The organism is Staphylococcus coagulans (assembly GCF_022557135.1).
Taxonomy (GTDB): domain Bacteria; phylum Bacillota; class Bacilli; order Staphylococcales; family Staphylococcaceae; genus Staphylococcus; species Staphylococcus coagulans.
This window is the reverse complement of record NZ_CP092966.1, coordinates 897,003-915,900: the sequence shown is the minus strand read 5'-3', so window position 1 is coordinate 915,900 and position 18,898 is coordinate 897,003. Positions and strand designations below refer to the sequence as shown.

The window sequence follows — 18,898 nt, the reverse complement described above, 5'->3', positions numbered from 1 at the left end:
CGTTTCATTTTTAAATATTAACAGATTGTGGTGATGTATGCGTTTGTTGTTGACGCGCTGCTTTTAAAGGTTTCACAAATAAGAAATGGCTCATAAACCATGTCCCTAAAATCATAGCCACTAAAGCTATCCAACCTTGCCATGACAATGCAGCAGTTGCAACTAAACCATTACCTATTGAGCATCCACCTGCGAGCGCTGCACCAAATCCCATACATGCACCACCAATAACACTATTACGTATTGTTTTAATATCTGGTAAACGCCATTTAAATTCTCTTGAACCACGTGCTGCAATATACGATCCTACAAAAATACCTAAAACGAGGAAAACACCCCAGTCAATGAAAGAAACATTTCCTGTTGTTAAAAAGGCGATTAAGTTCGCAGATGGTGTCGTAATGCCTAGCCCACCTTCTCTTCCTGTTGAAATACTCATTGGCCAAGCGATAAGTGCAATGAAACCTATCGCAATCGCTGCAACAAAAGGATGAAATCGCTTTTCAAATAAAAAGTGACGTACCCCAGTATAGCGTGGTTTTAATTTTGGTATAGCGATTTTTGATTTTGGCTTTTTCAACGTGGTCATAACCAAAAATAGCGTAACACCAGTTAATAAGATTAACCATATCCAACTTGGTACCCCTGTAGATGTCGCCATATCCGCTTCATAAACGGTTTGTTGATTAATTGTATCTTTCAGTGGTAACAGAACGCCATATTTAGAGATTGCTGCAAATAGTGCATACATGAAAAGTGCAATCCAACTGCCAATTAAACCTTCCCCTGCACGATACCATGTCCCAGTGGCACAACCTCCTGCGAGTACAATCCCAATACCAAAAATAAATGATCCAACAATCGTTCCTACAATTGGAAATGTCCCATTATCTATCGTGATAACACCCAATGAAGTTAATATATATAAGCCAATAGCTTGGATATTAATCGCAATAAGCAACGCATAAAACATCTTATTATTTTTTTGAACATACATATCTCTAAAGCCACCCGTCAAACAAAAACGCGTACGTTGCATTACGAAACCAAGTAAACTTCCCACAATCAATCCACTTATCACGGTCCAAATCAATATTCCTACCCCCTATATCCGATTAACATTATAGGTATTATAAAAAATAAGACCTTATTTTTCAAGTACATTTTAAAAATAAATATAAAAACATATATTTTTTCTCAAGTTCATTTGAATACATTTGTATATTTAAACATACATGCTTTAGAACTGACCTATGCGCAATAAAAAAAGAGTATAAAATCTAATATTATCATTAGACTTTTATACTCTCTTCATAGTGCTATGTTTTAATTTACAGTTCATCCAAACAAATCTTTTTGTATGTATGGATAATTTTCATAAAAGGTTAACCATTATAATTTTTCATAAAGAATAATAATGATTGTAATTCCACACCTAAATCAATTTGATGTACTTGTACAGATTGAGGTACGTGCACACGTTTCGGTGTAAAATTAAGTATTCCTTTCACACCTGCATCTACAAGTGCATCGGCCACTTCTTGTGCTACTCTTCCTGGTGTAGCAATAATAATGACTTCTAACGCTTCAGCTTCAACGGTACTTTTTATCTCGTCCATTGATTTTACCGTCACATCACCCACTTGTGTACCAATGATTTCCTCACTGATATCAAAGGCTTCAGTAATGGTCATATCATCGTGAATTGAAAAGTTATAAGTGATTAGTGCCTTACCTAAATTCCCTACGCCAACAATGCCTATTTTGATTTCATCAGAATCGCTTAACTCAGATTTGAAGAATTCCAATAGACTATCAATATTGTAACCATAACCTTTTTTCCCAAGCTCTCCAAAATATGAAAAATCTCGGCGAATTGTTGCAGAATCTATATTTAAGCCTTCACTTATCGCTTTTGAATTCACACGATCTTCACCTTTAGCCTTTAAAATATTGACAAATCGGTAATATAAAGGGAGACGTTTTAAGGTCGCTCTAGGAATTTTATTGCTTTCTTTTCCCATTTTAAAGTCCTCCGTAGTCTTTCTTATGCGTGCACTCATATACATAGTATGTGATAATAATTATAACTTAATTTTATGGTTATGAAAACATTAAGTGCTTGATACATATTGCGTTTATTGTACAATAATTAAGAATGAAAGGAGCATGCCATATGATTTTAATGCAATTAAGTCACGTCACCAAATCGTTTGATGGTGAAGAGATTTTTGAAGACGTCAACTTTGAAGTAAAAACCGGCGAACGAATTGGCATTGTAGGACGTAACGGTGCGGGTAAATCAACATTGATGAAAATCATCGCTGGTGTTGAAAACTATGATTCCGGCCATATCTCTAAAATCAAAGGCTTGAAATTAGGCTATTTGACACAACAAATGACATTAAATACCCAAAACACAGTCTTCGAAGAAATGGCCAAACCGTTTGCGCATGTTCAATCCATCTCAGAGCGTATGAAAGTTGAAACCGATTGGCTTGCAGCTCATGCGGATATGTATGAGTCAGTAGAATATAAAACGCATATTGATCAATATGAAAAGCTCTCAAATGAATTTGAACAGCTTGAAGGCTATCAATATGAAAGTAAAATTAAAACTGTTTTAAATGGACTGGATTTTAGTGAAGCAGATTATCATCGTCCGATTAATGATTTTAGCGGCGGACAAAAAACACGTCTGTCATTAGCACAAATGTTATTAAGCGAACCTGATCTCCTTCTTTTAGATGAGCCGACGAACCATTTAGATATGGCCACAACAGAATGGCTAGAAGATTATTTAAAATATTTCAAAGGCGCTATCGTTATTATTTCACACGACCGATTCTTTTTAGATAAAATCGTAACTCAAATTTACGATGTTTCATTAGGTGAAGTTAAACATTATGTCGGAAATTACGCTAAATTTATCGAATTAAGAGATCAATATTATCAAAAGCGTTTAGCTGAATATGAAAGACAACAAAATGAAATTAAACGTCTTGAAACTTTTGTGGAAAAAAACATTACACGTGCTTCCACGAGTGGTATGGCTAAAAGCCGTAGAAAAGTTTTAGAAAAAATGGAACGCCTTGAAAAGCCGATGTTAGACGCTAGAAGTGCGAACATTCAATTTGATTTTGATCGCAATACTGGAAATGATGTCATGCACATTCAAGATTTAACGATTGGATATGTCTCCCCTATTACGCAACCCATACAATTTGAAATCAACAAAGGGGATCATATCGGTATTATCGGTCCTAATGGGATAGGTAAATCTACTTTAATTAAAACTTTAGCCAAACGCCTTCCACCTTTATCGGGGCAAGTGATTGATGGTGCAAATCTTAAAATTGGCTACTATGATCAAAAACAAGCAGAATTTCGTTCAAACAAAACTATTTTGAATTTTGTGTGGGACCAATATCGTCAAATGCCTGAAAAAGATGTGCGTGCCGTTTTAGGACGCTTTTTATTTACGCAAGATGACGTATTAAAAGTCATCAATGATTTATCAGGCGGTGAAAAAGCACGCTTGCAATTGGCATTACTCATGTTAGAACGTAACAATGTGCTCATATTAGACGAACCGACAAACCACTTAGACATTGATTCTAAAGAGATGTTAGAGCAAGCTTTAAAACATTTCCAAGGGACACTCATTTTTGTTTCGCATGACCGCTATTTTATCAACCAATTGGCGAATCGAATTTTTGATTTAAACGAAAAAGGTGGCACGCTTTATTTAGGGGATTATCAATACTATTTGGAAAAGTTAGAGCAACAACAAGCACTTGCTGCATATGATAACCAACAAAATCAAGCGACGTTAGAAGTAGATTCAAGTACTCAGCCAACGACTTATCAAGATCAAAAGACGCTTCGTCGTGAAAAGCGTAAAATAGAGCGCCAGATTGAAAGTGACGAAAGCCAAATTTCTGAGTTAGAAGACAAGATTGCAGCGATTGATTTACAAATGACAGATGAAGCTGTCATTAATGATTTCGAAAAAACACAATCTCTAGCTGAAGAACGTCAAAAAATCGAACAAGCATTAGAACAAGTGATGACAAACTGGGAAGAATTACAACTTTTGTTAACTGAATATGAAGATTAAATGAAGTAAACCGAGTAAAATTTTCTACTCGGTTTATTTTTTTAATCACCTACTGTTTACATTTCGTCCACATATGAAATAGCATAACACCAACTATCCACAAAGTTATCCACATTATCCACAAGTTAAAAGCTAGAATATTCTATCCTTATGCACAATTATATACAACTTATCCCCGATTTTACGCCAATGTTATGCACAGGTTCTTAACAACTTGTGCATAAGTACGCATGTTCTCTATTGACTTTTGCTCAATCAGAAAAGTGAGCTTAAAATGTGAAGATTTAAGTTGTTTATAGTTATACATCTATATAGACAAGCATCTAAATTTTAATGGTGATTAGAATATATCACTTTTCTTTTGACATAAAAAGGAGAGACAGAAATCGTTTGATTTCGTTGTCTCACCCTCAAAATAAGGTTGCTGTTTAAAAACGTGCAACATTCATTATTCATGATCTAAATACATTTCAATATCCATACTGCTTTTACCATTTAAAGCCATGTCGCCCCGAATTCCTTTTTCATAAATATAATGAGCTGCTGCTCCAATCATTGCGGCATTATCCGTACATAGACGTGGTTCTGGAATAGCGAGTTCTATGCCTATTTCACGCGTAGCTTGTTCTAAAGCTTTACGAAGCCCTTTGTTACTTGCTACACCTCCAGCTACTATCAACTGTTTAACATTGTAATCTTCACAAGCACGCATTGCTTTTCCAACGAGCACTTCCACTACGCTGTTTTGAAAACTTGTCGCAACATTTTCAGGAATCACTTGCTCACCTTTTTGCTTTAGATTGTGCAATTTATTAATCACTGCACTTTTCAAACCACTAAAGCTAAAATCATAACTCTCAGGCTCCAACCATACACGAGGAAATTGATATGTGTCCTCACCTTGCGTTGCTAATCGATCAACCGCTGGGCCTCCGGGATAAGGTAAACCAATTGTTCGTGCGACTTTATCATAAGCTTCGCCTACTGCATCATCTCGTGTTTCACCAATAATCTCAAATTGTAAATGATCTTTCATATAGACAAGCTCCGTATGTCCACCCGAAACAATTAATGCAATTAATGGGAATTTCAATCCTGTTCCAAGTTGGTTCGCATACACGTGCCCCGCAATATGATGGACAGGTATAAGTGGTTTATCATTAGCAAAAGCTAGTGACTTAGCAGCATTGACACCCACAAGTAACGCACCAATAAGACCTGGGCCTTGCGTTACAGCCACTGCATCAATCTGGTCCATTGATTTGTCTGCTTGTTGCAATGCATCTTCAATGATTAATGTTATATTTTCAACATGATGACGACTTGCGACCTCAGGGACAACACCGCCAAATCGTTTATGACTGTCAATTTGACTTAACACACTATTACTTAAAATTTTTGTTCCGTTTTCTATTACACTGACACTTGTTTCATCACAACTTGTCTCAAGTGCCAAAATCGTTGTATTCTCAGTCATTTAAACTCACCCACATGACTAACGCATCCTCTCCATCACCGTAATAATTTTTTCTTTTACCGCCATATTCAAAACCAAGTTTTTGATAAACATGCTGCGCGACATGATTATCTTCACGCACTTCCAAACTCATTACCGTTGCGATTGAAGACGCAAAATTAATAACATATTTTAATAATAATTGACCTAATCCGTAATCTCTATAGTCCGGATCAATAGCAACTGTTGTAATTTGGGCTTGGTCAACAACAATCCATAAGCCTAGGTAACCGATTATTTTATCTTCGAACTCTACAACAAAATAATGGGCAAAATGATTTTGCTCCAATTCATAATAAAACGCATCAATCGTCCACGAACTCTTTTTAAAGCTTATCTGTTCAAGATCAAAAACAGCTGGAACATCTTCAAGCATCATATGTCTTATTTGAAGTTTCTCTTTTATTTCTGTTGATCCATCCAATTTTGTTCTGCCTCCGATAACTTTAAATATTGCGGTACAAACGTATGAATCTCACGTGGTTCACCTTTATATCGATACATTTTATCTGCTCTAGGCGGTTCTGCGTTACATTGGTATCCTTCAAGTTCATTTGTGAAATGTGTGACATCATCACCTATAAAGATAACATTCTCTTTGTTAGACCATTGTGTAATTAATTGAGATAAGGCAATATGTTGATCTTCCATGACAGCGACTAACTGTTGACCTTGCCATTGATAAACCCCAGCAAAGACGTTCCCTCTTCGGGCATCAATGATTGGGATAATATAGGCATCTGAGTATTCAATATTCGCTGCAATTGCCTTTAATGAAGAGACACCATATAACTGAATGCCTAAAGTGTACGCTAATGTTTTAGCTGTAGTGACACCAATACGCAATCCTGTATAAGAGCCTGGCCCTTCTGCCACAATAATTTCATCTAAATCTTTTGCTTTAAGTTCACATTGTACAAGTAAAAACTCGATTAATGGCATTAATTGTATAGAATGATTGCGTTTAACCGTCGTTGTATGTGTTACTAAAACTTTGCCATCTTGTAAAACAGCAACTGATAAAGGTTGATTCGCGCTATTTATAAGTAAACTATACATGTATTATTTGCTCCTTGATTTCTTCAAAATGTTGACCTTTTGCCTCGAGTTCGATTTCTCGTTCATCTTCATTGATTACTTTAATGTTAATTTTTAAAAACGCATCCGGTAAATAATCTTTAATAAACGTACTCCATTCAACGACTGTAACTGCGTAGTCATTAAAAAATTCATCAAACCCTAAATCTTCATCGAAGTTCTCAAGTCGGTAGCAATCCATATGATGAAATTTTAAGGTGTCTCCTTTATATGACTTAATAATATTAAAGGTCGGTGAACTGATGTGACGTTTAACCCCTAATGCTTTTCCGATAAATTGACTTAAAGTTGTTTTACCAGCGCCAAGATCACCATCTAATAACAACACATCTTGCGCTTTTAGAAGTGGTGTCAGTAAATTAGCGAACCTCTGCATTTCTGCTATATTTTTTATTCTCATACTTTCCGCACTCCTGACTTAATTTTCCTATCTATTGTAACAAATTTTTTTCTATTTGACCTTATCTGATTCTTGACATTTACTTTGAAATAAGAATGACGCTTTATTGACTGTATTTTAAGATTATTTTCAGAAAATTTTACATTTACTGTTGACTTAGAAGAAAAGATGGGTTAAATTTATAACACGTAATTTTTAGACAATTCTCTAAATTCTAAATTTTTCTCATTCTCGTAATTGATGAAACCAATTTAATTTAACATACATCACATTCATTTTGAAGGGAGCGTTAGACAATGAAAACATATCCATGCATGACACATACACAACAAAATAATATTGTCATTTTAATTTTACGCTCAGGACTGGAGCATTAGTAGAAATTTTACTAATCGCTTAAGTCCTATTTCTAATTGAATGGGACTTAAAGATGCGTCCCAACACCAATTGGGGCGTATCTTTTTTTATTTTCAAAAATCAAGGGAGGCCATACAGATGAGAAGTGACATGATTAAAAAAGGAGACCAACAAGCACCGGCCAGAAGTTTATTACATGCGACGGGACAAATTAAATCCCCTACTGACATGAACAAACCTTTTATCGCTATTTGTAATTCATATATCGATATTGTTCCTGGTCATGTGCATTTAAGAGAATTAGCTGATATCGCCAAAGAAGCGATTAGAGAAGCGGGAGGCATTCCATTTGAATTTAATACGATTGGTGTCGATGATGGCATTGCGATGGGCCATATTGGGATGCGCTATTCATTACCAAGCCGAGAAATTATCGCAGATGCAGCTGAAACAGTTATCAATGCCCATTGGTTCGATGGTGTCTTCTACATTCCAAACTGTGACAAAATCACACCTGGAATGTTACTAGCAGCAGTGAGAACGAATGTCCCAGCTATATTTTGTTCTGGAGGTCCTATGAAAGCGGGGTTATCTTCTCAAGGTAAAGCATTGACTCTCTCATCTATGTTTGAAGCAGTTGGTGCATTTAAAGAAGGTTCAATGAGTAAAGAAGACTTTTTAGAAATGGAACAAAACGCATGTCCGACTTGTGGCTCATGTGCAGGAATGTTCACTGCAAATTCAATGAATTGTCTAATGGAGATTTTAGGACTGGCATTACCATATAACGGCACAGCATTAGCAGTGAGTGATCAAAGAAGAGAGATGATAAAAGCAGCCGCAAAACAGTTGGTAGAAAATGTCAACAATGATTTAAAGCCTAAAGATATTATCACGAAAGAAGCAATTGATGATGCATTTGCACTTGATATGGCAATGGGTGGATCTACAAATACTGTATTACATACGTTAGCTATCGCCAATGAAGCAGGCATTGATTACGACCTTCAACGGATTAATGATATCGCTAAAAAAACACCGTATTTATCTAAAATCGCACCTAGTTCAGCATATTCAATGGAAGATGTCCATCAAGCGGGCGGCGTACCAGCAATTATCAATGAATTAATGAAAAAAGACGGTGTCTTACATCCTGATCGGATAACTGTCACAGGACGAACACTTCGAGAAAACAATCAAGACAAAGAGATTACTAATAATCAAGTCATTCGACACTTAGATACACCTTATGATCAACAAGGCGGTCTATCTATTTTATATGGCAATATCGCTCCAGATGGCGCAGTCATAAAAGTTGGCGGAGTAGATCCATCCATCAAAACCTTTACAGGAAAAGCGATTTGTTTTGATAGTCATGACGAAGCGGTCTCAGCTATTGATAATCATACGGTGCGTGCAGGACATGTCGTTGTCATTCGTTATGAAGGTCCTAAAGGCGGTCCAGGCATGCCTGAAATGCTAGCACCTACTTCATCGATTGTAGGGCGAGGTTTAGGCAAAGACGTGGCATTAATTACAGATGGTCGTTTTTCAGGAGCAACACGTGGTATTGCTGTGGGTCATATTTCACCAGAAGCCGCTTCAGGTGGTCCTATCCGCTTAATTGAAGATGGCGATGAAATTACAATCGACCTTACGCACCGCACTTTATCCTTAAATGTATCGTATGAAGAACTTGAAAAACGAGATGCCCAACAACAACCCTTTAAAGCAAAAGTGAAAACAGGTTATTTAGCCAGGTATACCGCGCTTGTTACGAGTGCTAACACAGGTGGCATCATGAAAGTACCAGATGAGTTACTTTAAAAAGATGGAGGGATTCAAGATGACAAACACTGAAAAAGCAACGGATTATGGACAGACAGAGCAGTTGACTTCAACTTTACAACCACAGACACACGCGTTGAAAACTGGTGCAGAATTATTAGTAGAAGCATTTTTAGAAGAAGAAGTTGAGTATATTTTTGGTTACCCTGGCGGTGCCGTTCTACCACTCTATGATACTTTTTATAACGGACAAATTAAGCATATCCTTTACCGTCATGAGCAAGGCGCCACACATGCTGCAGAAGGTTATGCGCGTGTGAGTGGTAAACCCGGCGTTGTCGTAGTAACAAGTGGTCCAGGTGCGACAAATGCGATGACAGGTATTGCAGATGCTTATAGTGATTCTTTACCTTTAGTTGTCATCACGGGTCAAGTTGCAACACCCGGTATCGGCAAAGACGCTTTTCAAGAAGCAGATATTTTATCAATGACGACACCAATTACGAAACATAACTACCAAGTTCATGATGTAAAGGATATTCCTAGAATTGTAAAAGAAGCATTCCATATTGCCAATTCTGGTAGAAAAGGACCTGTTGTTATTGACTTTCCTAAAGATATGGGTGTCCTCTCTACTGAAACGACAAACGACGAGACAGTTAATACGCCTGGTTATTATGTGAACCACAAACCTGAAATTGATGAAATTCAAAAATTAACTGCATTATTAAAATCAGCCAAGCAACCTATTGTTTTAGCGGGTGCCGGTGTGAACTTTTCAAAATCAAATGAAGCCCTCCTACAATTTGTTGAAAAATATCAAATTCCTGTAGTGACTACTTTACATGGCTTAGGTGCTATTCCTTTTTCCCATCCCTTATTTCTTGGAATGGGCGGCATGCATGGTTCCTATGCAAGCAATATGGCACTAACGGATTGCGATTTACTCATTAACTTTGGTTCTCGCTTTGATGACCGTCTTGCAAGCCAACCAGAATCATTCGCACCGCATGCCAAAATTGTCCATGTTGATATTGATCCATCTGAAATCAACAAAATTATTAGAACTGATTTAGGTATCGTTGCTGATGTAGGTGCCGTATTAGTTGCATTATCGAAGTATCATATTGAAGTTCCCGATCATGAAGATTGGCTCGATACTGTTAATGCCAATAAATCAAAACACCCATTCAAATATCTTCCATCTGAACAACGCGAATTCAGCCGACCACAACGCGTTATTGAATATATTGGTGAGATTACAAAAGGGAAAGCTTATGTCGCAACCGATGTCGGTCAACATCAAATGTGGGTTGCTCAATTTTATCCATTTGAAACTTATGGTCAACTTATTACAAGTGGTGGCTTAGGAACGATGGGCTTTGGTATTCCAGCAGCAATAGGCGCTCAATTTGCGAAACCTTCTGACACGGTCGTTGTTTTTGTTGGTGATGGTGGCTTTCAAATGACGAATCAGGAAATGGCCTTACTCAATGAATTTAATTTAAAAATCAAAATTGTCCTCATTAATAACGGCACACTCGGTATGGTTAAGCAGTGGCAAGACAAATTCTTTAATCAACGCTTTTCTCATTCTGTATTCAATGATCAACCTGATTTTAGAAAATTAAGCGAAGCCTATGGGGTTAAAAGCTTTTTAATCGATGACAATCAGAAACTAGAATCGCAAATCGATGCAGCCTTTCTTCATGATGGTCCAGCATTAATTGAAGTTAGAATTTCACCAACGGAACCTGTATTGCCAATGGTTCCAAGTGGTAAAGCAAATCATGAAATGGAGGGTTTACTATGAAGCGAACGTTTAAGTTACGTGTCTTTGACAAAGCAGGAACGTTGAACCGATTAACCAGTCTGTTTGTTAGACGCCAAATTAATATCGTAAGCATTACAGCTACCCCTACTTTGGAGGAAGGTATTTCAGAAATCACTTTTATCGCGGAAGTTCCAGATGATGAAAAACAGAGAACTATCATTCAACAATTAGAAAAGCAAGTCAATACCCTTCTTGTTCAAGATATAACAAGTACCAACAGTTTTAACAGAGAATTACTTTTAATTAAGTTAAAAAAACCTTATCAACAATCCATCTTGATGCAAGTTATCGAACCTTATGATGCGCTAGTTTCTGTATTAAAAGAAGATGGGCAATATACGTTTATTCAAGCGACAGGCCCTCAATATACGTTAAATCAACTTCTTGACGATCTATCATCATTTCAAATTGAACAAGTCGCACGCACAGGCACAGCAGCAATTATTTAAAAATATGTACATATGGAGGTCGTTTAATATGGCAAAAGTATATTATGACAATTCAGTTGAAAACGATGCATTACAAGGAAAAAAAATCGCAATTATTGGTTATGGTTCTCAAGGCCACGCTCATGCACAAAACTTAAAAGATAATGGTTACGACGTTGTCATTGGAATTAGACCGGGTAAATCTTTTGATCAAGCAAAAGAAGATGGATTTGATGTATCCCCAGTTGGTGAAGCCGTTCAACAATCCGATGTCGTTATGGTTCTATTACCTGACGAAATCCAAGGTGATGTCTATAAAAATGAAATTGAACCTCATTTAGAAGCGGGTAATGCGCTCGCATTTGCACATGGTTTTAATATTCATTTCAATGTGATTAATCCACCAAGTGATGTCGATGTGTTTTTAGTTGCACCAAAAGGACCGGGTCATTTAGTTCGACGCACATTTGTTGAAGGCTCAGCAGTTCCTGCACTCTTTGCTGTTCACCAAGATGCTTCAGGGCAAGCTCGAGATTTGGCCTTAAGTTATGCTAAAGGCATTGGCGCAACACGTGCAGGTGTGTTAGAAACCTCCTATAAAGAGGAAACAGAGACAGATTTATTCGGTGAGCAAGCAGTTTTATGTGGTGGAGTGACACGCCTCATTCAAAGTGGTTTCGAAGTTTTAGTTGAAGCTGGTTACCAACCTGAAATTGCTTATTTTGAAGTTTTACATGAAATGAAATTAATAGTTGACCTTATGTATGAAGGCGGACTTGAAAATATGCGCTATTCTATTTCGAATACTGCAGAATTTGGGGATTATGTATCTGGACCACGTGTCATCACAGAGGATACGAAAGCCAACATGAAAGCTGTACTTAAAGATATTCAAGATGGTCATTTCAGCCAAAGTTTCATTGATGATAATCATAACGGATTTAAAGACTTTAAATCAATGCGACAAGCACAACAGGATCATCAAATCACACAGGTGGGACAATCATTGCGTGAAATGATGCCGTTTATTAAATCGAAAAGCATTCAGAAATAATTGTTAGGAGTGATTGAAAATGTCTAGTCATATTCAAATTTTTGATACAACACTTAGAGATGGAGAACAAACACCTGGCGTCAGTTTTTCATTTGAAGAACGGTTAAAAATAGCAGAACAACTTGAAAAATGGGGTGTCGATGTGATTGAAGCAGGCTTTCCCGCTTCAAGTCAAGGTAGTTTTGATTCTGTAAAAGCAATTGCACAAACATTAAAAAAGACAACTGTGACAGGATTAGCCCGATGTCGTGAAGCTGATATCGATGCTGTATACGAAGCGACTAAAGACGCTGTCTCCCCTTCTATACATGTATTTATTGCGACAAGTCCAATCCATTTGAAGTACAAATTAAAAATGACGGAAGATGAAGTATTAGCTGCGATTACGAAATATGTCACTTATGCAAAAGAACGTTTTGAAGTTGTCCAATTTTCACCTGAAGATGCTACAAGAACACCGTTACCTTTCTTAATTCAAAGTGTACAAGCCGCTGTTGATGCAGGTGCTACTGTAATTAATATACCTGATACTGTCGGTTATACATTTCCAACTGAATATGGCTACATTTTCAAAACATTAATCGAAAAAGTAAAGACTACGCAACCTATTACTTATAGTGCACACTGTCATGACGACCTTGGTTTAGCAGTTGCCAATAGCATGGCCGCAATTGAAAATGGCGCAACACGTATTGAAGGTGCCGTCAATGGTATTGGCGAACGTGCTGGCAATACTGCACTCGAAGAAGTTGCACTGGGCTTATATGTCCGACAAGATCACTACCAAATTCAAAGTCGAATCAATCTTGAACTGACAAAGCAAACTTCTGATTTAGTAGCACGCTATGCTGGCTTGAGGGTTCCTCGTAATAAAGCGATTGTAGGCAAAAATGCTTTTAGCCATGAGTCTGGTATTCACCAAGATGGCTTTCTTAAAAATCCTGAAACCTATGAGATTATGACACCTCAATTAGTCGGTGTGAGAAATACAGAATTACCTCTTGGTAAACTATCGGGTAAACATGCATTCCAAGAAAAATTAAAAGCTTTAGGTTACAACATCGATGTAGAGGAACAAAAGACGTTGTTTAAATCATTTAAAGATATTGCGGATAAGAAAAAGCATGTCACAGATCAAGACATTCATGCGTTAATTCAAGATAGTGAACATGATAAGCATGCCCAGTATCATCTTGATGCATTACAACTTCAATTCGTTTCAAATGGTTTACAAAGTGCAGTCGTCGTCATCAAAGATAACGATGGTCAAGTTTATCAAGATTCAAGTATAGGCACAGGTTCTATTTTAGCTATTTATAATGCAGTAGACCGCATTTTTAAAGTTGAAACTGCCTTATTGGATTATCGCATTGATGCTGTAACTGAAGGTTCTGATGCACAAGCTGAAGTTCATGTCCGTATAGAAGTCAATGGACAAGAATATACAGGGGTTGGCTTTGACCATGATATTATCTATGCCTCATGTAAAGCCTACGTAGAAGCTGTAGCTAAATCGACAACGCCTGTGATCAAGGTAGGTGCGACAGAATGACATTCAACCTTGTTGCACTTCCAGGCGATGGTATTGGACCAGAAATAATGGCTGGCACGTTAGAAATTCTTGACGTGCTTGCCACAAAATTCCATTTTGACTGTCATGTCGATAATTATAAAATAGGCGGTTGTGCCATAGATCACTATGGCACACCTTTGCCTAAAGAAACATTACAAGCTTGTCAAAATGCGGATGCTATTTTGTTAGGTGCCATCGGTGGTCCTAAATGGGAAAATCCCGATTGTCGTCCGGAGCACGGATTACTTCAGCTTAGAAAAGCATTAAATTTATATGCAAATATACGCCCCACTCGTGTAACACCTTATACAGTGAACTTGTCACCTATTAAGAGTGAGATTGTTAATCAAACCGATTTAATCATTGTGAGGGAACTCACGGGAGGTCTTTATTTTGGCGAACCACGTTATTTTAATGCAAATGAAGCGGTAGATACACTGACATATAGTAAAGAGGAAATAATGAGAATTGCACATACTGCTTTTAAACTTGCACAATCTCGTCGAGGAAAACTAACTTCTGTCGATAAAGAAAACGTGTTATCAAGCAGCAAACTTTGGCGTAAAACGATTAATGAAGTCGCACAGCACTATCCAGACGTCGAAGTTGAACATTTGCTTGTTGATGCTTGTAGTATGCATCTTATTAAACGACCGTCTGATTTTGACGTCATTGTAACAGAAAATTTATTCGGAGACATTTTAAGCGATGAAGCCTCAATGTTACCTGGTTCGTTAGGACTTTCCCCTTCTGCAAGCTTTAGTACAAATGGTACTTTACTCTACGAACCGATACATGGTTCTGCACCTGACATTGCTGGACAAAATAAAGCCAATCCTTTCGGCATGATTTTGTCACTCGCCATGTGTTTACGCCAATCCGCACAACAAGAAAAAATGGCACAGCTTTTAGAACAAACCGTCGACCACTTACTTAAAAATGGCATTACAACGTCTGATTTAGGAGGTCATTATGGGACTGATGCGGTGTTCCATCACTTTATACAGGAATTAAAGGAGGCTTAACAAATGAGTAAGACACTTTTTGATAAAATTTGGGATCAGCATATCATTACGGGGCAAGATGGTGCGCCACAACTCTTATACATCGATTTACATCTTATTCATGAGGTGACGTCTCCACAAGCATTTGAAGGATTAAGATTACAAAACCGTCAATTACGACGACCTGATTTAACTTTTGGAACATTAGATCACAACGTCCCGACTGTCGACATTTTTAATATTCAAGATGAAATTGCAAGTAAGCAAATACAAGCTTTACAAAAAAACTGCAAAGATTTTGGCGTTCAACTTTTTGACATGGGTGCTGACGAACAAGGTATCGTACATATGGTAGGACCAGAAACAGGACTCACTCAGCCCGGTAAAACAGTTGTATGTGGAGATTCACATACAGCGACACATGGTGCTTTTGGTGCGATTGCCTTTGGTATTGGAACGAGCGAAGTTGAACATGTTTTTGCAACACAAACGCTCTGGCAAACAAAGCCTAAAAACTTAAAAATTGAAGTCAATGGCGTACTTCCAAAAGGCGTATATGCTAAGGACATTATCTTATATTTAATTAATCAGTATGGTGTTGATTTTGGAACAGGTTATGCACTTGAATTTACTGGTGAAACCATTCAATCACTTTCAATGGAAGGGCGTATGACAATATGTAATATGGCTATTGAAGCAGGTGCAAAATATGGCTTAATCCAACCAGACCAAACAACTTATGACTATCTTAAAGGACGTCGTTATGCTCAAGATATGGATTTAAAAATGCCACAGTGGCAAAAGTTGTATAGTGATGAGGACGCACATTTTGATAAAGTGATTCAGTTAGACGTTTCAGATTTAGAACCTCAAGTGACTTGGGGAACAAGTCCTGAAATGGGTGTTTCGTTTACTACACCTTTTCCAGAGTCGAAAGATAGTAATGACGAACGTGCTTACCGCTATATGGATTTAAAACCCGGCCAGTTCGCTAAAGATATTCCTTTAGGCTACGTGTTTTTAGGTTCTTGTACGAATGCAAGGCTCTCTGATTTAATTGAAGCTAGTCATTTCGTAAAAGGAAAGAAAGTTCACCCAAATATTACAGCGATTGTCGTTCCAGGTTCTCGTCAAGTAAAAAAAGAGGCAGAAGCACTAGGGCTTGACGTCATCTTTAAGGACGCAGGGTTTGAGTGGCGTGAACCTGGATGTAGTATGTGCTTAGGAATGAATCCAGATCAAGTCCCTGCTGGTGTCCATTGTGCTTTAACAAGTAACCGTAATTTTGAAGGCCGACAAGGAAAAGGTGCGAGAACTCATCTTGTATCCCCTGCTATGGCAGCAGCGGCAGCCATCCAAGGTCACTTTGTAGATGTAAGAAAGGAGATTGAAGCGTAATGGAAATCAAACCTATCACTCAATATACTGGTAAAGTTGTTCCTTTATTTTATGACAATATTGATACAGACCAAATTATTCCGAAAGTTCATTTAAAAAGTATTTCTAAAACGGGTTATGGTCCCTTTTTATTTGATGAATGGCGTTACCTCTCTGATGGTTCAGACAATCCAGACTTTATATTAAATGATGAAAATTATAAAGATGCAACCATTTTAATTACGGGTGATAACTTTGGTTGTGGTTCGAGTCGAGAACATGCCGCATGGGCGCTTAAAGATTTTGGTTTTCAAGTGATAATAGCTGAAAGTTTTAGTGATATTTTTTATATGAACTGTACAAAAAATGCGCTTTTACCCATCAAATTAGACCAGAATGCACGAAAACATTTAGCTCAATTTAAAACCATTACCGTCGATTTACCCCGACAAACTGTACAATCACCAGAACAAACTTTTCATTTCGAAATTGATTCGACATGGAAAGAAAAACTAGTGAATGGTCTTGATGACATCGCAATCACATTAAAATATGAAAAAGAAATAAAAGATTATGAACTTAAATATACTTAAGGAGTGAAAGAGATGTCTAATCTTCGAACAACTATACATGCACTAGATGTGGAAGATGCACATTTACGTCTTAAAAACATCGTAAAAGAAACACCTTTAGAAAAAGATCATTACTTATCGCTCAAATATCAATGTAATGTCTATTTAAAACGTGAGGATTTGCAGTGGGTCCGTTCATTTAAGTTGCGAGGCGCCTATAATGCCATTGCAGTATTACCCAATGAACAAAAGCTTCGTGGTATCACTTGTGCAAGCGCAGGGAACCATGCGCAAGGTGTCGCATATACTGCAAAACAATTGAATCTTCACGCCGTTATTTTTATGCCAGTGACAACGCCAAAACAAAAAGTTAATCAAGTTCAATTTTTTGGTGATGACAATGTCGAAATTAAACTCATTGGTGATACATTTGACGATTGCTTAAAGGCCGCTCTTGCATACACCACATCACAAGGTATGACTTTTATCGATCCATTTAATAATGTACACACGATTGCCGGACAAGGCACTTTAGCTAAAGAAATGATTGAACAATCTGAAAAAAATAAACTTAGAATCGACTACGTTTTCGGAGCAATCGGGGGCGGCGGACTGATGTCGGGTGTGTCTACTTATTTTAAATCCTATTCACCACAGACACAGATGATTGGTGTAGAACCTTTAGGCGCAAGTAGTATGTATCAGTCGATTAAACAAGGTCATGTTGTAACCCTTGAAAACATTGATAAGTTTGTAGATGGCGCCTCTGTAGCCCGAGTGGGAGACATTACATTTGATATTTGTCGTGAGACTTTAGATGATTACATCCAAGTTGATGAGGGTGCAGTGTGTTCTACGATATTAGACATGTACTCTAAACAAGCGATTGTAGCTGAACCTGCTGGTGCGCTAAGTGTAAGCGCATTGGAACAATACAAAGAGAAAATAAAAGGTAAAAATGTCGTATGTATTGTTTCTGGAGGAAATAATGATATCAATCGGATGAAAGAAATTGAAGAGCGCTCTCTTCTTTATGAAGAGATGAAACATTACTTTATCCTCAATTTCCCCCAACGTCCCGGTGCATTAAGGGAATTTGTTAATGATGTATTAGGACCCAATGATGATATTACAAAGTTTGAGTATTTAAAAAAGTCTTCCCAAAATACGGGAACTGTGGTTATAGGCATTCAACTGCAGAGACATACGGATTTAGAACAGCTCAAGCAGCACGTGAATCAGTTTGATCCGAAGAATATTTATATTAACGAAAATAAAATGCTCTACTCATTATTAATTTAGTGTCACTTCTCAGATTAATAAAGATCCAGTGAAAATGTTTCCGTATAAAACTTATCGAATATTAATGAGAGATGACTGAAATGTATTTTTTTCAATCATACATCAACCAATGCGTGAAACTATGATTAATCTGTAATGTGCAATGAATGATTCGATTCCACATTGCCGATTTTTGTTTGATGTGTGTGGAAAATACTTTCTTCCTATTAATGGCGAGACATCTGAGAGAACAGGACGAGCCAAAGACTATAGACTAAGGCTTGCCACTTGGAAAACGAAGTCATCTCATACAAAGTTTTAACATAAAAAGGAAGCGCTAAGACGATTTTCTAGTAAAAACCATCTTAGCGCTATTTATTTTGGGATTAATGCCTTAGCCTTTTCCTAAAATCCGTTATGACTGTCTGCATTTAATAGACCATCCATTTGCCTGATTAATTAAATAAAAAAAGAGACATACACGATGTCTCTTTAG

16 protein-coding genes are annotated in these 18,898 nt (G+C 37.3%); 10 read left to right on the top strand and 6 right to left on the bottom strand.

Features of this window, described 5'->3' with window-relative positions; all coding sequences use genetic code 11:
• Positions 1-10: 10 nt before the first annotated feature.
• Both KM149_RS04160 and KM149_RS04155 read right to left on the bottom strand, forming a co-directional pair.
• Complete coding sequence (locus KM149_RS04160) at positions 11-1,093, bottom strand: YeeE/YedE family protein (RefSeq protein ID WP_241415544.1); 1,083 nt, start codon at positions 1,091-1,093, stop codon at positions 11-13.
• Positions 1,094-1,385: 292 nt separating this feature from the next.
• Entirely contained in the window at positions 1,386-2,024 is a 639-nt protein-coding gene (locus KM149_RS04155) for a redox-sensing transcriptional repressor Rex (protein WP_060829621.1), read from the bottom strand.
• Positions 2,025-2,176: 152 nt separating this feature from the next.
• Between KM149_RS04155 and KM149_RS04150 the strand changes: the two genes are divergently transcribed.
• A complete protein-coding gene (locus KM149_RS04150; protein ID WP_182281096.1) occupies positions 2,177-4,120 on the top strand; it encodes an ABC-F family ATP-binding cassette domain-containing protein in 1,944 nt (647 codons plus the stop codon).
• A 448-nt stretch (positions 4,121-4,568) separates the two neighbouring features.
• Here the strand turns inward: KM149_RS04150 and tsaD are convergent, their stop codons facing one another.
• From tsaD to tsaE, 4 genes are read right to left on the bottom strand one after another with little or no spacing between them, the layout of a single operon-like run.
• On the bottom strand, positions 4,569-5,597 hold the full coding sequence (gene tsaD / locus KM149_RS04145) for a tRNA (adenosine(37)-N6)-threonylcarbamoyltransferase complex transferase subunit TsaD (RefSeq protein ID WP_241415543.1): 1,029 nt from the start codon (positions 5,595-5,597) through the stop codon (positions 4,569-4,571).
• Positions 5,590-6,060 (bottom strand): ribosomal protein S18-alanine N-acetyltransferase, encoded by a 471-nt coding sequence (rimI, locus tag KM149_RS04140; RefSeq protein WP_050330456.1) that lies wholly within the window; start codon positions 6,058-6,060, stop codon positions 5,590-5,592. Before rimI ends, tsaD begins: the two co-directional genes overlap by 8 nt.
• Positions 6,039-6,695 carry a tRNA (adenosine(37)-N6)-threonylcarbamoyltransferase complex dimerization subunit type 1 TsaB gene (gene tsaB, locus KM149_RS04135; protein ID WP_165545960.1) on the bottom strand — a complete coding sequence of 219 codons (657 nt, stop codon included), beginning with the start codon at positions 6,693-6,695 and terminating at the stop codon, positions 6,039-6,041. Before tsaB ends, rimI begins: the two co-directional genes overlap by 22 nt.
• Complete coding sequence (gene tsaE, locus KM149_RS04130; RefSeq protein ID WP_241415542.1) at positions 6,688-7,134, bottom strand: tRNA (adenosine(37)-N6)-threonylcarbamoyltransferase complex ATPase subunit type 1 TsaE; 447 nt, start codon at positions 7,132-7,134, stop codon at positions 6,688-6,690. Before tsaE ends, tsaB begins: the two co-directional genes overlap by 8 nt.
• Before the next feature lie 495 nt (positions 7,135-7,629).
• Between tsaE and ilvD the strand changes: the two genes are divergently transcribed.
• Genes ilvD through ilvA form a run of 9 tightly spaced genes read left to right on the top strand, consistent with a single transcriptional unit; the run spans position 7,630 to position 18,423 of the window.
• Positions 7,630-9,318: a dihydroxy-acid dehydratase gene (gene ilvD / locus KM149_RS04125; protein ID WP_182281099.1), complete on the top strand. Its 1,689-nt coding sequence runs from the start codon at positions 7,630-7,632 to the stop codon at positions 9,316-9,318.
• A 19-nt stretch (positions 9,319-9,337) separates the two neighbouring features.
• The gene (gene ilvB, locus KM149_RS04120) at positions 9,338-11,092 is read left to right on the top strand and encodes a biosynthetic-type acetolactate synthase large subunit (RefSeq protein WP_214971808.1); all 1,755 of its coding nucleotides are present in this window, start codon (positions 9,338-9,340) and stop codon (positions 11,090-11,092) included.
• Positions 11,089-11,562 (top strand): acetolactate synthase small subunit, encoded by a 474-nt coding sequence (gene ilvN / locus KM149_RS04115; protein WP_214971810.1) that lies wholly within the window; start codon positions 11,089-11,091, stop codon positions 11,560-11,562. The genes ilvB and ilvN overlap by 4 nt, the downstream gene beginning before the upstream one ends.
• A gap of 28 nt (positions 11,563-11,590) precedes the next feature.
• Positions 11,591-12,595: a ketol-acid reductoisomerase gene (ilvC, locus tag KM149_RS04110; RefSeq protein ID WP_214971812.1), complete on the top strand. Its 1,005-nt coding sequence runs from the start codon at positions 11,591-11,593 to the stop codon at positions 12,593-12,595.
• Positions 12,596-12,614: 19 nt separating this feature from the next.
• Positions 12,615-14,147 carry a 2-isopropylmalate synthase gene (locus KM149_RS04105; protein ID WP_214971815.1) on the top strand — a complete coding sequence of 511 codons (1,533 nt, stop codon included), beginning with the start codon at positions 12,615-12,617 and terminating at the stop codon, positions 14,145-14,147.
• The gene (gene leuB, locus KM149_RS04100; RefSeq protein WP_214971818.1) at positions 14,144-15,193 is read left to right on the top strand and encodes a 3-isopropylmalate dehydrogenase; all 1,050 of its coding nucleotides are present in this window, start codon (positions 14,144-14,146) and stop codon (positions 15,191-15,193) included. Before KM149_RS04105 ends, leuB begins: the two co-directional genes overlap by 4 nt.
• Before the next feature lie 3 nt (positions 15,194-15,196).
• Positions 15,197-16,570 (top strand): 3-isopropylmalate dehydratase large subunit, encoded by a 1,374-nt coding sequence (gene leuC, locus KM149_RS04095; RefSeq protein ID WP_241415541.1) that lies wholly within the window; start codon positions 15,197-15,199, stop codon positions 16,568-16,570.
• A complete protein-coding gene (leuD, locus tag KM149_RS04090) occupies positions 16,570-17,142 on the top strand; it encodes a 3-isopropylmalate dehydratase small subunit (RefSeq protein ID WP_050330441.1) in 573 nt (190 codons plus the stop codon). Before leuC ends, leuD begins: the two co-directional genes overlap by 1 nt.
• A 12-nt stretch (positions 17,143-17,154) precedes the next feature.
• Entirely contained in the window at positions 17,155-18,423 is a 1,269-nt protein-coding gene (gene ilvA, locus KM149_RS04085) for a threonine ammonia-lyase IlvA (protein ID WP_214971821.1), read from the top strand.
• Positions 18,424-18,898: the final 475 nt, after the last annotated feature.

Excerpts from the sequence above, each read along its gene's own strand:
- KM149_RS04155 (WP_060829621.1), bottom strand. The coding sequence starts at position 2,024 with ATGGGAAAAGAAAGCAATAAAATTCCTAGAGCGACCTTAAAACGTCTC.
- KM149_RS04150 (WP_182281096.1), top strand. The coding sequence starts at position 2,177 with ATGATTTTAATGCAATTAAGTCACGTCACCAAATCGTTTGATGGTGAA.
- tsaD (WP_241415543.1), bottom strand. The coding sequence starts at position 5,597 with ATGACTGAGAATACAACGATTTTGGCACTTGAGACAAGTTGTGATGAA.
- tsaB (WP_165545960.1), bottom strand. The coding sequence starts at position 6,695 with ATGTATAGTTTACTTATAAATAGCGCGAATCAACCTTTATCAGTTGCT.
- tsaE (WP_241415542.1), bottom strand. The coding sequence starts at position 7,134 with ATGAGAATAAAAAATATAGCAGAAATGCAGAGGTTCGCTAATTTACTG.
- ilvD (WP_182281099.1), top strand. The coding sequence starts at position 7,630 with ATGAGAAGTGACATGATTAAAAAAGGAGACCAACAAGCACCGGCCAGA.
- ilvB (WP_214971808.1), top strand. The coding sequence starts at position 9,338 with ATGACAAACACTGAAAAAGCAACGGATTATGGACAGACAGAGCAGTTG.
- ilvN (WP_214971810.1), top strand. The coding sequence starts at position 11,089 with ATGAAGCGAACGTTTAAGTTACGTGTCTTTGACAAAGCAGGAACGTTG.
- ilvC (WP_214971812.1), top strand. The coding sequence starts at position 11,591 with ATGGCAAAAGTATATTATGACAATTCAGTTGAAAACGATGCATTACAA.
- KM149_RS04105 (WP_214971815.1), top strand. The coding sequence starts at position 12,615 with ATGTCTAGTCATATTCAAATTTTTGATACAACACTTAGAGATGGAGAA.
- leuB (WP_214971818.1), top strand. The coding sequence starts at position 14,144 with ATGACATTCAACCTTGTTGCACTTCCAGGCGATGGTATTGGACCAGAA.
- leuC (WP_241415541.1), top strand. The coding sequence starts at position 15,197 with ATGAGTAAGACACTTTTTGATAAAATTTGGGATCAGCATATCATTACG.
- leuD (WP_050330441.1), top strand. The coding sequence starts at position 16,570 with ATGGAAATCAAACCTATCACTCAATATACTGGTAAAGTTGTTCCTTTA.
- ilvA (WP_214971821.1), top strand. The coding sequence starts at position 17,155 with ATGTCTAATCTTCGAACAACTATACATGCACTAGATGTGGAAGATGCA.